The sequence below is a fragment of the Catenovulum sp. SX2 genome, assembly GCF_052056295.1.
Classification (GTDB): domain Bacteria; phylum Pseudomonadota; class Gammaproteobacteria; order Enterobacterales; family Alteromonadaceae; genus Catenovulum.
On record NZ_CP182493.1, the window covers coordinates 3,919,524 to 3,932,747 of the forward strand.

General features: G+C 39.9%; 15 protein-coding genes. 5 read left to right on the top strand and 10 right to left on the bottom strand.

Translation table 11 applies throughout. The annotated features are described in order from the left end of the window. Positions 1-91: 91 nt before the first annotated feature. Positions 92-580 (top strand): phosphohistidine phosphatase SixA, encoded by a 489-nt coding sequence (gene sixA / locus ACMZOO_RS16590; RefSeq protein ID WP_440904405.1) that lies wholly within the window; start codon positions 92-94, stop codon positions 578-580. Here sixA and smrB read toward each other — a convergent pair. Then, entirely contained in the window at positions 569-1,096 is a 528-nt protein-coding gene (gene smrB, locus ACMZOO_RS16595; protein WP_440904406.1) for an endonuclease SmrB, read from the bottom strand. The genes sixA and smrB overlap by 12 nt on opposite strands. Positions 1,097-1,155: 59 nt before the next feature. Between smrB and prmB the strand changes: the two genes are divergently transcribed. From prmB to ACMZOO_RS16610, 3 genes are read left to right on the top strand one after another with little or no spacing between them, the layout of a single operon-like run. Next, on the top strand, positions 1,156-2,085 hold the full coding sequence (prmB, locus tag ACMZOO_RS16600) for a 50S ribosomal protein L3 N(5)-glutamine methyltransferase (RefSeq protein ID WP_440904407.1): 930 nt from the start codon (positions 1,156-1,158) through the stop codon (positions 2,083-2,085). Positions 2,086-2,099: 14 nt separating this feature from the next. Next, positions 2,100-3,194, top strand: a complete 1,095-nt coding sequence (gene aroC / locus ACMZOO_RS16605; RefSeq protein ID WP_440904408.1) for a chorismate synthase — start codon at positions 2,100-2,102, stop codon at positions 3,192-3,194. Between the two features lie 4 nt (positions 3,195-3,198). Then, a complete protein-coding gene (locus tag ACMZOO_RS16610; RefSeq protein ID WP_440904409.1) occupies positions 3,199-4,356 on the top strand; it encodes an MFS transporter in 1,158 nt (385 codons plus the stop codon). Here ACMZOO_RS16610 and yfbR read toward each other — a convergent pair. Continuing rightward, a complete protein-coding gene (gene yfbR, locus ACMZOO_RS16615; protein WP_440904410.1) occupies positions 4,346-4,945 on the bottom strand; it encodes a 5'-deoxynucleotidase in 600 nt (199 codons plus the stop codon). The genes ACMZOO_RS16610 and yfbR overlap by 11 nt on opposite strands. Next, positions 4,945-6,159 carry a pyridoxal phosphate-dependent aminotransferase gene (locus ACMZOO_RS16620; RefSeq protein WP_440904411.1) on the bottom strand — a complete coding sequence of 405 codons (1,215 nt, stop codon included), beginning with the start codon at positions 6,157-6,159 and terminating at the stop codon, positions 4,945-4,947. The genes yfbR and ACMZOO_RS16620 overlap by 1 nt, the downstream gene beginning before the upstream one ends. 314 nt (positions 6,160-6,473) lie before the next feature. Here ACMZOO_RS16620 and ACMZOO_RS16625 point away from each other — a divergent pair, with 314 nt between their 5' ends. Beyond that, positions 6,474-7,265, top strand: coding sequence for a DUF2189 domain-containing protein (locus tag ACMZOO_RS16625; RefSeq protein ID WP_440904412.1), 792 nt, complete (start codon positions 6,474-6,476; stop codon positions 7,263-7,265). 96 nt (positions 7,266-7,361) lie between these two features. Here ACMZOO_RS16625 and ACMZOO_RS16630 read toward each other — a convergent pair whose 3' ends face one another. Genes ACMZOO_RS16630 through ACMZOO_RS16660 form a run of 7 tightly spaced genes read right to left on the bottom strand, consistent with a single transcriptional unit; the run spans position 7,362 to position 13,224 of the window. Then, entirely contained in the window at positions 7,362-7,661 is a 300-nt protein-coding gene (locus ACMZOO_RS16630; protein WP_016957656.1) for a YciI family protein, read from the bottom strand. After that, complete coding sequence (locus ACMZOO_RS16635; protein ID WP_440904413.1) at positions 7,661-8,209, bottom strand: septation protein A; 549 nt, start codon at positions 8,207-8,209, stop codon at positions 7,661-7,663. Before ACMZOO_RS16635 ends, ACMZOO_RS16630 begins: the two co-directional genes overlap by 1 nt. Positions 8,210-8,241: 32 nt before the next feature. Beyond that, positions 8,242-9,054, bottom strand: coding sequence for a tryptophan synthase subunit alpha (gene trpA, locus ACMZOO_RS16640; RefSeq protein WP_440904414.1), 813 nt, complete (start codon positions 9,052-9,054; stop codon positions 8,242-8,244). Continuing rightward, on the bottom strand, positions 9,047-10,240 hold the full coding sequence (trpB, locus tag ACMZOO_RS16645) for a tryptophan synthase subunit beta (RefSeq protein ID WP_440904415.1): 1,194 nt from the start codon (positions 10,238-10,240) through the stop codon (positions 9,047-9,049). The genes trpA and trpB overlap by 8 nt, the downstream gene beginning before the upstream one ends. 13 nt (positions 10,241-10,253) lie before the next feature. Then, positions 10,254-11,618, bottom strand: coding sequence for a bifunctional indole-3-glycerol-phosphate synthase TrpC/phosphoribosylanthranilate isomerase TrpF (trpCF, locus tag ACMZOO_RS16650; RefSeq protein WP_440904416.1), 1,365 nt, complete (start codon positions 11,616-11,618; stop codon positions 10,254-10,256). Continuing rightward, positions 11,611-12,618, bottom strand: a complete 1,008-nt coding sequence (trpD, locus tag ACMZOO_RS16655; protein WP_440904417.1) for an anthranilate phosphoribosyltransferase — start codon at positions 12,616-12,618, stop codon at positions 11,611-11,613. Before trpD ends, trpCF begins: the two co-directional genes overlap by 8 nt. 12 nt (positions 12,619-12,630) lie before the next feature. Continuing rightward, a complete protein-coding gene (locus ACMZOO_RS16660) occupies positions 12,631-13,224 on the bottom strand; it encodes an aminodeoxychorismate/anthranilate synthase component II (RefSeq protein WP_440904418.1) in 594 nt (197 codons plus the stop codon).

Sequence of the window (13,224 nt, forward strand, 5' to 3'; positions counted from 1 at the left end):
TGTGTTGCAGATTGGTAATATACGTAAGTTACATCAATAAGCAACTAAACTGACCCATGTTTGTATATGTTTTGGTCAGATAGAGTAGGGTATGCAGTTATTTATCGTTCGTCACGGGGAAGCTGACCTTATCGCACCGTCAGATAGCGTTCGCCAACTAAACGAAAATGGAACACGTGAGAGTGTACAGGTAGGCCAATGGATTGCACAACAGTGTAAGCTATTCGATTATGTATTAGTCAGTCCATACGACAGAGCCTTTCAAACTTGGCAAAAAATGGAGCAACAAGGTTTAGTCGCAAATAAGCTTGTGCAGTTAACTGAACTTGAACCAGAAGCCGACGTTGCGACTTGTATCAACCTAATACAGGGTTATTGCGCGGACGCGAAATCAGTTTTAGTCGTTTCTCATTTACCTTTGGTTTGCCATTTGGTTGATGGTTTAGTTGCCGAAACTTGTCCTTTATTTGTCACCGGTGCGGCAGCATTGATTGAACTGAACGATAATCAAGTCAACGGGCATTTGAAGTTACTTGTGTCACCTGAACAGGCGCAGCAATTAAGCGCTTTACGTGCTTAACTCTATTAACACCAATAATGCGCCATTGCCGCCCCATTCAAGTGGTGCTTGATGAATTGCATTAACGCTTGGATGTTGTACAAGCCAAGCAGGTGTACGCTGTTTCAAAATTCCACTACCTAAGCCATGTACAACACACACACATTCTATATGTTGTTTGATTGCTTCTTGAATTAACGCGGCGATTTCAATCTTTGCTTGTTGTTGGGTTAACCCGTGCAGATCTAGAATTAAATCAGGGTAATAGTGACCTTTTCTTAGCTGTTTAGCCAAATCTCTTGGGCAGCCTTCTCGTACGTAACTAATGGTATTGGTGTCGGCAAAATGCGGGCTGTACTGGTCGGAAAAATAAAAGTTGGCTTCACGCGTAGCCGCTTGTTGTTCTTGTATTAGTGCGTCTTTTTTAGTTTTTTTCGCTTTTAATACCACAGTATCTTGTTTAAGCGGTTTTACCCCTCGCATTTGTTCGGCAAAGCTGTTGTTATCGTTATCTTTCAAGTGAGATTTTTCCGTCATTAAACAAAAATCTAGTGTACAATAGCGCGCTATTATTCATAACTTAGTGCGTTAATTCAATGTTAGAGTCGCATGCAAGCGAACAAGCTGCCAAACAGCTCAATACAGTTTTTGATTTTGTTCGATGGTTAGTTTCTCAATTTAACCAATCTGATGTTTATTTTGGTCATGGTACAGACAATCCTTGGGATGAAGCTTATAGCCTAGTTTATCAAGCGCTTAACTTAGCGGTTGACCCAAATGATAAGATTGACCAATGTCAGATAACGGATGATGAAAAACAACGTATTTTAGCTTGGGCTGAGCAACGCATTAATCATCAAGTTCCACTTGCTTATTTAACCAATACAGCATGGTTTTGTGGCAAAGCGTATTACGTTGATGAACGTGTATTAGTGCCACGCTCACCAATTGGTGAACTGATTCAAAATCAGTTTGCCGGTATAGTTGAACAACAACCAAATAGAATTCTAGATTTGTGTACTGGAAGTGGTTGTATTGCAATTGCTTGCGCTTATGCATTTCCAGAGGCTGATGTTGATGCGGTTGATATCAGTGTTGATGCGTTGGAAGTGTGTGAAAACAATATTGAACATCATGCCATGTGGCACAATGTTACACCTATCCAATCGGATGTATTTAGTGGTGTTCAAGGGCAAAAATACGATTTAATCGTTTCTAATCCACCTTATGTCGACGCTGAAGATATGGCGGATTTACCGAGTGAATTTCACCATGAACCTGAATTAGGTTTAGCAGCAGGTGTGGACGGTTTATCTATCGTAAATACCATTTTGGCTGAAGCGGCAGACCATTTAACCGAAAATGGCGTATTAATTGTCGAAGTAGGCAATAGTTTAGTGCATATGGAGCAAGCATATCCAGGTGTCGAATTTGATTGGATAGAATTTAACAATGGTGGTATTGGCGTATTTAAATTTACTCGAAGCCAATTGATCCAATATCGCGATGCGTTCGTGAAAGAATAACAACAGAGGTTAAGATGTCAGGTAACTCTATAGGTAAATTATTTAGTGTGTCTACCTTTGGTGAAAGCCATGGTAAAGCTTTGGGCTGCATTGTTGATGGTTGCCCTCCAGGAATTGAAATAACAGAAGAAGAAATTCAGTTTGAGTTAGACCGTCGTAAGCCAGGCACTTCTCGTTACACAACTCAAAGACGTGAACCAGACCAAGTGCAAATTTTATCGGGTATTTTTGAAGGTAAAACCACTGGTACTTCTATTGGTATGATTATCGAGAATACCGATCAGCGCAGTAAAGACTATTCAAACATTATGGATTTATTCCGTCCGGGTCACGCAGATTATACCTATCATCAAAAATACGGTATTCGTGACTATCGTGGTGGTGGCCGTTCATCTGCTCGTGAAACAGCAATGCGTGTCGCCGCAGGCGCAATTGCTAAAAAATACTTAAAACAGAAATTTGGCATAGAAGTTAAAGGTTATTTATCTCAACTTGGGCCGATTAAAGCTGAAGCGCTTGAGTGGGAACAAGTTAACCAAAACCCATTTTTCTTCCCAGATGCTTCAAAGTTAGACGCATTAGATCAATATATGCGTGACTTGAAGAAAGAAGGTGATTCTATCGGTGCTAAAGTCACTGTATGCGCAACTAACGTACTTGTTGGTCTAGGTGAGCCTGTATTTGATAGATTAGATGCTGAAATTGCCCATTCTTTAATGAGCATAAATGCGGTTAAAGGTGTGGAGATTGGCGCTGGTTTTGAGTCAGTTGAACAAAAAGGTTCAGAGCATAGAGATTTAATGACGCCAGATGGTTTTAAATCGAACAATGCCGGTGGCATTTTAGGTGGGATCTCAACTGGCCAAGAAATTATCGCCAGCATTGCGTTAAAACCAACTTCTAGTATTCACGTACCTGGTGAATCTATTAATACCAAAGGTGAAAGTGCTGAAGTTGTGACTAAAGGTCGCCACGACCCTTGTGTAGGGATTCGTGCAGTGCCGATTGCCGAAGCTATGTTAGCTTTAACTTTAATGGATCATGTATTGCGTCATCGTGCACAAAACATTGATGTTCATACCGACACGCCGGATATCGCCCGTAAATAATTGAATGTTATTTAATTCGGCGAAAGCGAGACTGTCCCAAATATATTTTAGTTATTTTACTATTATTGGGGTGGTCTCACATTATCTTGGTTTTTATTTAGATTCCCTCCAACTTCCAGCTACAACCATAGGCAGCATATTAGCTGTTATGACCATAGGTCGAATTATCGGCCCGAGTACGTGGGCGCATTTACCTTGGCTTAAACAAAATACCCATTTACGTATTCAGCTCGGTAGTTTATTGGCACTGTTATTCTTTTGTTTATTGTTATTTAAACAAAATACCTTGTTCATATATTTTGCTTTAGGCGGCTTTGCTTTTTTCTGGTCGGCTGTATTGCCACAAATAGAAACCCTCACCCAAGCTAAACTCAAAGGTAATGCGAGCGCCTACAGTATGGTGCGTTTGTGGGGCAGTATTAGTTTTATTTTGTTTGTTATTATCGCAGGCTGGTCGTTCGAGCAGTACGGGGTAACTTATACGATTGAATATCTGACCATTGCTTTGCTGATTATATTATTACTGAATAGTTTGCGTTTACCGCAACTTAAAGTAAGCAAAAAACAGCGCGATACACAGCCCGTTAAACCATTTAAGCAGTTACTTAAGCAAAAGCACATAATTGCATTTTTAGTTTGTTCGACTTTGCTGCAATTTAGTTTTGCACCTTATTATGGTTTTTTCTCCATCTATATGAACGACTTGGGTTATAGCGGTTACCAAACCGGGATGTTTATTTCGGTTGGGGTATTGGCTGAAATAATTGTATTTATTTATGCGGGCAAAATAGTTAAACAATTTAGTTTGCATCATTTAATTGCGTTTTGTTTGGCGCTAACTGCATTGCGCTGGCTAACATTAAACTTGTTTGCTGAGCAGGTTTTATTGCTCATTTTAATCCAGATAATTCATGCGTTTAGCTACGGTTTGTTTCATGTATGTGCGCAAAAGTTTATGCACAACGAGTTTAGCGGAGAAGCATTAGCTAAAGGGCAAGCTTTCTATTTATCTGTGTCTTATGGTGTTGGTGGTGCGTTAGGCGCTTGGTGCGCAGGTTGGGGCTGGCATTTAATTTATGATGCAACTTATTATTTTGCTGCGGCTTTTGCATTAATTGGGGCTATGGTTGCATTAATGGCGAAAGACGCAACTACTCGGTAATTGCGTCTAAGCTTAAACTAAAACCTGGCTCAAATAGGTTTAAGAAGAACTCTATTTCTGGCATGTTGAGTTCTGCTAAGGTTTCTTTTAATCTTTGTTGTGCACGGCTAAATTCATGGTTGCCAGCGTTTAGCTCTTCAATTGTTTTAAAATAGGCAGATAAAATATCCGCCGCTTTGACAATTTTATACTCTTCTTTATTGTGGTGCTCAGAACAAACCAGCGGCTGGTAATATTTCTGTAAACGTTCTGGCAACAAACCAACCAATTTTTCTTCAGCTACCGTTTCAATCTTTTTATATTCTTTGGCAATTTCAGCATTAAAGTATTTTACTGGGTTAGGCAAATCGCCGGTTAATACTTCAGATGCATCATGAAATATAGCTAAAGTTGCGATACGCTCTGCATCCAAGTCACCATCAAAATACTCGTTTCTAACAATTGCTAGGGCGTGCGCTATCATAGCCACTTGCAAACTATGCTCTTGCACGTTTTCTAGTTGAGTATTACGCATTAATGGCCAGCGGTTGATTAACTTCATTCTAGCCATATATGCAAAAAAGTGACTTGGGTTGCTCTGTTCCGTCATTATTGGCGATACCTTTTTAAGAATTTATCCAATTTATCTAATGCAATTTCTAGTTGTTCAATGTGCGGCAAAGTAACGATTCTAAAGTGATCTGGCTTTTTCCAATTAAAACCACTGCCGTGCACCATAAGTATTTTTTCTTGGCGTAAAAAGTCGAGAATAAATTTTTGATCGTCTTTAATATTAAATTTTTCAGTATCTATTTTTGGAAATAGATACATAGCGCCTTTAGGTTTAACGCAGGATATGCCGTCTATTTCGTTGACTCGTTGCCAAGCAAACATGGTTTGTTCGTATAAACGGCCGCCACCAACGATTAGTTCGTTAATGCTTTGGTAACCCCCAAGCGCTGTTTGAATGGCGTATTGGCAAGGTACGTTCGCACATAAGCGCATAGAGGCTAGCATGTCTAAACCTTCGATATAACTGTCGGCTAAGTGTTTCGCACCACTTAACATCATCCAGCCAGCGCGAAAACCGGCAATTCGATAGTTTTTGGATAAACCACCAAAAGTAACGGTTAGAATATCAGAGTTGAAGGCTGCAGTTGGTTTGTGTGTAGCACCATCGTAAAGTACTTTGTCGTAGATCTCGTCGCTAAATAAAATTAATTCATGCTCTTGCGCTATTTGCGCCATTTGCTGCAAAACTTCATCTGAATAAACCGCACCTGTTGGGTTATTTGGGTTTATAAGTACAATTGCTTTTGTTTTATCAGTAATTTTGCTGCGAATATCTGCAATGCTTGGATTCCAGTCATCTTCTTCATCACACAAATAATGTACTGGTGTTCCACCTGATAAAGCAACTGCAGCTGTCCACAATGGATAGTCTGGGCTTGGCACTAAAACTTCGTCACCTGCGTTGAGCAAACCTTGCATCGCCATGACGATAAGTTCACTTACACCGTTACCAACGTAGATGTCTTCGATATCAACACCGCGTATACCTTTTTGTTGGTAATACTGCATGATAGCGACACGCGCTGAATAGATGCCTTTAGAATCACAATAACCTTGAGCAGTGGGTAAATTGCGAATTACGTCTTTTAATATGTCGTCTGGGGCTTCAAAACCAAAAGGTGCGGGGTTGCCAATATTGAGCTTGAGTACTCTGTGGCCTTCTTCTTCTAATCTTTTTGCTTCTTTTAAAACTGGGCCGCGAATGTCATAACAGACATTATTTAGTTTTGACGATTGCTCAAACAACTTCATTTGTGCCGATTTCCAATAACAACATAATAAAAACCATAAGATAACCTTTGCAGCTAGTGTTTGTGAAGGGGAGAGCTTTTTAATTTATTTAAATTTTCAGTAACCGCAGCTTTCTAACATGTTTTTATTGAAATTAAGTTAAAAAAGTTAAATTTTTTTGTCACTTTTCCAATGCCTGTCTATATTTAGGTTAGGTCAATCTTTATACAAGGCGAATTGGATAAAGGTTGATACGAAATTCGGGGACGAATAACCACAATTGGAGTTGTTTTTTGATGTAGTAAATCAAGTTTGAACGCTATGGGGAATAAATTATGTCACATACAATGCGCAAAGAAGAAAATGCTCTGCATGATAATGAGTTGGGAAGAGTGATACCTTGCAATGCCTTAGACTGGAGCGATCCGTTTAACTGGTTGCGTTTAGGTTTAATGGATATGACCAAAGCACCTTTGGTGACTTTGTTTTATGGGATTATTTTTACACTAGTGCCAATCGGCATTATGTATTTAGTATCGTTAACCGAAAACCATTTAGTGATTGCGCCCGCGATAGTTTGTTTTATGCTGATCGGTCCATTTTTAGCTGCAGGTTTGTACGATGTTAGCTGGGAATTTGAAAAAGGCCATAAACCGAGCTTGTGGCACAGTATAAAAGCTATGCATAGAAATAGTGTGCATGAGTGGGCATTTGCTATTCTGCTACTTGTTATCATGATTTTCTGGTTACGCATTGCTTCTCTCATTCACGCTTTATATCCACCTTATGTTTCAGATGATTTTAGTGAATTGTTGCCGTTTTTAGCGCTAGGCACAGGCGTTGGCGCTTTGTTGTCGGCTTTTGTTTTTACAATCAGCGCATTCACTCAACCTATTCTGGTTGAACGAAAAGTTGATTTGATGACTGCGGTATTAACTAGCGTAAATGCCGTTTGGTCAAACAAAGGTGTGATGATGGTATGGGCTGGCATTATAGGTGTCGGTGTTGTAATCGGCTTTTTAACTCAATTTATCGCATTTTTAGTGATAATGCCGTTATTAGCTTTTGCGACTTGGCATGGTTATATAGCAACAGTTACGACAAAGCGTAAACGTAAGTTTGAGTAGGTAAGCTATTCCAGAGCTTACTTAGGCGCAACTGAAAATAAAAAGCCGCAAGTTATCTCAAATAACTAGCGGCTTTTTTAATTTAGCTATCAAGCTTTAAGGTAAGGCAACCTTAAATGGTTTGATTGTAACTGATTTGTATACACCAGCTTCTATGTACGGGTCTTTGTCTGCCCATGCTTGTGCATCCGCTAAGCTATCAAATTTAGCGATAACAGTTGAACCTGTGAAACCTGCTTCGCCTGGATCTTCTGCGTCAATCGCAGGATTTGGGCCTGCTACTAATAAACGCCCCTGGTCTTTTAACTCATTTAAACGTGCAAGGTGAGCTGCACGTGAAGTTTTACGTAGTGGTAAACTGTTCTCTACGTCTTGGCTATAAATTAAATACCACATTATTGGTTATCCTCTTTATTTTCTTTTGGCAGGTGAGGGTAGATGCATGCAATTGTTGCGACAGTAAAGGCAAAAGTTAAACCCATTAAACCGAACAATTTAAAGTTTACCCAAACTTCTTGAGAGAAACTGTAAGCTACATAAAGGTTTAGTACAGCTACAGCTGCGAAAAATGCCGCCCATGCGTAAGATATTTTTGCCCACAAAGTTTTAGGTAAAGGTAATTCTTTGCCTAATAAAGACTCCATTGGGCTAACTTTAAATACAGCTTGGCTGACAAAAATACCGACAGCAAACAGGCCATTAACCACAGTTACTTTCCATTTGATAAATGCATCATCTTGGAAATACAAGGTTAAACCACCCATTACTAACACAATTAAAAACAATGCCATTTGTTTTTTCGGCATGGTTTTTTGTTTTATCCATTCGTAGATCAAATGTAGCCCTGTTGTACCTATTAGGGCGGCAGTCGCCCAATAGATATCAACCATTTTGTAAACTACAAAAAATACACCTATATGTAAAAATTCAAAAATATTAGCCATAAAGCTTTAGTTTCCTATTGGCGATTATTTAGCTAATCAATTTGAGTTGCAGCTTTCATTACACGCACAAACTCTGTGATTTGCGCAACCATAGCTGCAGGGTTATCTAAATTGTTTTCAATTAGTTTAACTACGGCTGAACCACTGATTGCACCCGCAGCACCACTTTCAATTGCTGCTTTTACATGCTCTGGTTTTGAAATACCAAAACCTAACAATGCAGGTGGCGCATTATAGGTATTCAGTGCTGCAATAACAGTTTCAATTGGCATATTGGCAACAGTTTCTGTACCTGTCACACCAGCGCGGCTAAGCAGGTAAGTATAACCTGAGCCTTTTTCGGCAATTTGTTTAAGCGATTTTTCACTGCCGTTTGGTGGCGCAATAAATATCGCGTCAATTTCATGCTTTTCAGCCATTTGTTTAAATGGTGCACTTTCACGCGCTGGTACGTCAGCAACCAATACTGAATCAATACCTACTTCTGCACATAAAGCATAAAAATTATCTAAACCTTTAGCGAAAATTAGGTTGCTGTATAACAACAATCCAATTGGAATATCAGCATTGTATTCACGCACTTGTTTGATTAATTCAAAACAGTCTTTTGGTGTTACTTTAGCTTCAAGCGCACGAATATTGGCTTTTTGAATAGTTGGGCCATCGGCAATTGGATCTGAATAAGGAATACCTAATTCAAGTGCATCGGCACCACCGTCAATTAAACCTTTAATAATGTCTAAAGAGATTGCTAAGTTTGGATCACCAATAGTTACAAAAGGTACAAACGCACCTTGTTTTTGTTTTTTTAGCTTGGTGAACATTTGCTTGTATCTATTACTCATAGTGACCTCCTTGCTCTAATACACGGTGAACATGTGCAAGGTCTTTATCGCCACGTCCTGATAAATTAACAACAATAACTGTTTCTTCTGTAGCAGCTTTAGCAATTTCTAATGCGTGAGCAAGCGCATGTGACGATTCAAGTGCAGGAATAATACCTTCACAGCGACAAAGTGTTTGGAAGGCGTCTAATGCTTGTTCATCGGTTGCTGCTACATATTGCGCGCGGCCTGTTGCATGTAAATAAGCATGCTGAGGGCCAACTGCTGGATAGTCTAAACCCGCTGATACAGAATAAGACTCTTCAATTTGACCGTCTTCATCTTGCATTATGTAAGTAACAGCGCCGTGTAAAATACCTTTAGTCCCTTTACAAATAGTAGCGCCATGTTTGAGGGTTGATAAACCGTGACCACCTGGCTCAACACCAACTAGTTTAACGTCTTTTTCGTCAATGAAATCAGCAAACATACCAATGGCATTTGAACCGCCACCAACACAAGCGACAACATAATCAGGCAATCTACCTTCAGCTTGAACAATTTGTTCTTTCGCTTCGATGCCGATCATTTTTTGGAATTCACGCACTAAAGTTGGGAATGGGTGAGGGCCTGCTGCTGTACCCAATAAATAATGGCTGTCTTCGTATGTAGCTGACCAGTCGCGTAGCGCTTCGTTTACCGCATCTTTTAATGTGCCAGAGCCTGCATCTACTGGGATAACTTCAGCGCCCATTAATTTCATTCTAAATACATTTGGTTGCTGACGTTCACAGTCTTTTGCACCCATGTAAATGCGACATTTTAAACCTAATAAAGCACAAGCTAATGCGGTAGCAACACCGTGTTGGCCTGCACCTGTTTCGGCGATTACACGTGATTTACCCATACGTTTAGTTAATAACGCTTGGCCTAAAACCTGGTTGGTTTTATGTGCGCCACCGTGCAATAAATCTTCACGTTTTAAATAGATTTTCGCTAACGGATTTGGCGAAAAATTACGTGTTAAGGTTAATGGCGTTGGACGACCAGCATATTCTTTTAATAAGCTTTCGAATTCTTGTTTAAAAGCTGGGTCGTTTTGTGATGCAATAAATTCTTGTTCTAATTGCTCTAAAGCTGGAACTAAAAGCTCTGGAACAAACATGCCACCAAACTCGCCAAAATAGGCGTCTAATTTCTGTGTCATACTTTCCTCGGTATTATCGTAATTCGTTAAAAATAGCGGTTAATTTTGCTGGGTTTTTAATGCCTGGTGCGTCTTCTGCACCTGAATTAATATCTAAACCCAATGCACCTTGTTTCGCGGCTAGTTTGGCGTTTTCTTCACTAATACCGCCCGCTAACATAAATGGAATTTCAAAGTTTATTTGTGACAAAATTTGCCAATCAATGCTTTTACCTGTGCCACCTGGCCGTGCTTTTGTACCCGAATCAATCAACCAGCGATCAATTTTAGTTAATTGAGGTAACGGCGAGATAGTCGGGTTATGTGCTTTCCAAATTTGCACATCTTCTGGCAATTTAGGGCGGAGCTTGTCGATATATTCTTGCTCTTCTTCACCGTGTAATTGAATGGCTTTTAAGCCCAATTCTTTGCAGGTATCGGCTACTTTTAACACTGGTGCGTTTACAAAAACACCTACGTAAACTAATTCGGCAGCAGCAATTACTTGTTTGGCTTTTTCAATATCTACACAACGTGGTGATTTTTCCGCGAAGATTAAACCACCATACACAGCGCCTGCTTGTTTAGCTGCAATTGCGTCTTCAGCACGGGTTAAACCACATACTTTGTTTTCCCCAATCACTAACTTATGCACGGCTTGTTTTAAGTTATCTTGCGCCATTAACGAGCTGCCGACTAAAAAGCCTTTAGCATAGTTAGATAATTCAGACACATGGTCGTGGGTATAAATGCCAGATTCTGAGATGATAATTCTGTCTGCTGGAATTTTTGGTGCTAAATCGCGAGTGGTTTGTAAATCAGTTGATAAATCGCGCAAGTTACGATTATTGATACCAACAATTTTCGCGTTCAGTTTAATTGCACGTGCCAATTCTTCTTCGTTAGATACTTCAGTTAAAATATCTAACTTGTAGCTGTCAGCCAAAGCCGCTAGTTTTGCGTATTCTTCATCGTTTAATACAGATAACATTAATAAGATTGCATCCGCATCGTAATAACGCGCTAAGTGCACTTGGTATTCATCAACAAAAAAGTCTTTGCATAAACAAGGCTGGGTTACGTTTGCACGCACGTATTTTAAATACTCATGATCACCTTGAAAGTATTTTTTATCGGTTAATACCGAGATGCCACTGGCATATGGTAAATACGCATCAATTATTTCATCTAAATTGAATTCAGCGCGAATTAACCCTTTAGATGGACTGGCTTTTTTACACTCTAAAATAAAACCTTTTTGTGGTTTTGATAGTGAAGCAAATAAACTTCTATCAGAAGGTGTTAAGCCATCAACAAAACTCGCTAATGGTTTTGCTAGTTTTTGCGCCGCAACTTCTTCGCGTTTATCCGCGCAAATTTTTTCTAATACATTAGCCATTCGACAGCTCCACAAATTTGTTTAAAGTTGCTAGCGCTTTACCTGATTGCATTGCATCAAGCGCGATTTGGGTACCTTGTTTTAAATCAGTTGCTAAACCTGCCATATATAAAAGGGCAGATACGTTGATAGCAACAGCATTTAAATGCGCTTGTTGACCTTCGCCAGATAACATGTTGAGACAAATCTCTTTGTTTTCAGCTGGCGTGCCACCTTTAATGTCGCTTAAGGCACATTCGCTTACACCAAAGTCAGCGGGGCTTAGGCTATATTGACTGATTTGACCATCTTTAAGTTCACATACTTGCGTTTCGCCATGTAAAGCGATTTCGTCTAAGCCTGTACCATGAACCACCATAGCGCGTTTTAAACCTAGCTGTTTTAAGGTTTCCGCAATAGGTTTAAGTAAATCTGCTGAATAAACACCAAGCAATTGAATGTCCGGTGCTGCAGGGTTAGCTAACGGGCCTAAAATGTTGAAAATAGTACGTGTTTTCATAGTTTGACGCACTGGCATCGCGTGTTTTACACCCGAGTGATATTGCGGGGCAAAGAAGAAACAGATACCAGCTTCATCTAAACATTTGCGCGATTGCTCTGGGCTAGGTGTTAGGTTGATGCCTAAACCTTCTAACAAATCTGACGAGCCTGATTTGCTTGAAACACTGCGGTTACCATGTTTTGTCATTTTTAAACCACAAGCAGCGGCAACTATGGCTGTTGTGGTTGAAATATTGATAGTGTCGGCACCATCTCCACCTGTACCACAGCTATCGGCAATTAGATAATCAGGGCGATTAAACTCAAGTGCATTTGCACGCATAGCGCCTGCTGCGCCTGCGATTTCTTCGGGTGTTTCACCTTTTACTTTTAACGCACCTAACACACCTGCTAATAATATCGGCTCAACTTCGCCTAACATCACTTGGTTAAAAAATGCTTGGGTTTGCGCTTTGTCTGAGCTTTCTCCGGCAAAAGCGTTATTGATAAAATCTTGCATAATTAATCCTTATTATTCTGCTGGGCGGGTTAGGTAGTTCAAACTCTGTTTCAGCAATTTTGAACCAAAAGTGGTTAAAATGCTTTCAGGGTGAAATTGGTAACCTAAAACTCTGTCTTGCTCATTAATTACCGCCATAGGAATGTCATTTACTTCGGCAATTAAATCTAGAGTATCAGGTACTGTAGTTGCCATTAACGAGTGATAACGGGCAACAAAGAGTGGGCTGACCATATCAGTAAACACAGGATGGTGATTGTGGGTAATAGCTGAAGCTTTACCATGCATAATTTCACCAGAAGTACCAACTGTGCCGCCATAAGCTTCGACAATTGCTTGATGGCCCAAACAAATACCGATAATTGGGAAGTTGCCTTTACATAGTTGGATAAGCTCTGGCATACAACCAGCTTGTGATGGGCTACCAGGGCCAGGGGACAACATTAATACTACGTTGTTTTCGCAAGCCTGCATTTTTTCAAACATGACCTTGGCGTCAACATTATTGCGGTAAACCACAAGCTCAAAACCCATGGTTTTTAGTTCATCTACGAGGTTGTAAGTAAATGAGTCGAAGTTATCTAATAAAAATACGGTTGTGCTCAT

Excerpts from the sequence above, each read along its gene's own strand:
- yfbR (WP_440904410.1), bottom strand. The coding sequence starts at position 4,945 with ATGACGGAACAGAGCAACCCAAGTCACTTTTTTGCATATATGGCTAGA.
- trpB (WP_440904415.1), bottom strand. The coding sequence starts at position 10,240 with ATGACACAGAAATTAGACGCCTATTTTGGCGAGTTTGGTGGCATGTTT.
- aroC (WP_440904408.1), top strand. The coding sequence starts at position 2,100 with ATGTCAGGTAACTCTATAGGTAAATTATTTAGTGTGTCTACCTTTGGT.
- trpA (WP_440904414.1), bottom strand. The coding sequence starts at position 9,054 with ATGAGTAATAGATACAAGCAAATGTTCACCAAGCTAAAAAAACAAAAA.
- ACMZOO_RS16620 (WP_440904411.1), bottom strand. The coding sequence starts at position 6,159 with ATGAAGTTGTTTGAGCAATCGTCAAAACTAAATAATGTCTGTTATGAC.
- ACMZOO_RS16630 (WP_016957656.1), bottom strand. The coding sequence starts at position 7,661 with ATGTGGTATTTAATTTATAGCCAAGACGTAGAGAACAGTTTACCACTA.
- ACMZOO_RS16635 (WP_440904413.1), bottom strand. The coding sequence starts at position 8,209 with ATGGCTAATATTTTTGAATTTTTACATATAGGTGTATTTTTTGTAGTT.
- sixA (WP_440904405.1), top strand. The coding sequence starts at position 92 with ATGCAGTTATTTATCGTTCGTCACGGGGAAGCTGACCTTATCGCACCG.
- smrB (WP_440904406.1), bottom strand. The coding sequence starts at position 1,096 with ATGACGGAAAAATCTCACTTGAAAGATAACGATAACAACAGCTTTGCC.
- ACMZOO_RS16610 (WP_440904409.1), top strand. The coding sequence starts at position 3,199 with ATGTTATTTAATTCGGCGAAAGCGAGACTGTCCCAAATATATTTTAGT.
- ACMZOO_RS16660 (WP_440904418.1), bottom strand. The coding sequence starts at position 13,224 with ATGAGCACAACCGTATTTTTATTAGATAACTTCGACTCATTTACTTAC.
- trpD (WP_440904417.1), bottom strand. The coding sequence starts at position 12,618 with ATGCAAGATTTTATCAATAACGCTTTTGCCGGAGAAAGCTCAGACAAA.
- trpCF (WP_440904416.1), bottom strand. The coding sequence starts at position 11,618 with ATGGCTAATGTATTAGAAAAAATTTGCGCGGATAAACGCGAAGAAGTT.
- prmB (WP_440904407.1), top strand. The coding sequence starts at position 1,156 with ATGTTAGAGTCGCATGCAAGCGAACAAGCTGCCAAACAGCTCAATACA.
- ACMZOO_RS16625 (WP_440904412.1), top strand. The coding sequence starts at position 6,474 with ATGTCACATACAATGCGCAAAGAAGAAAATGCTCTGCATGATAATGAG.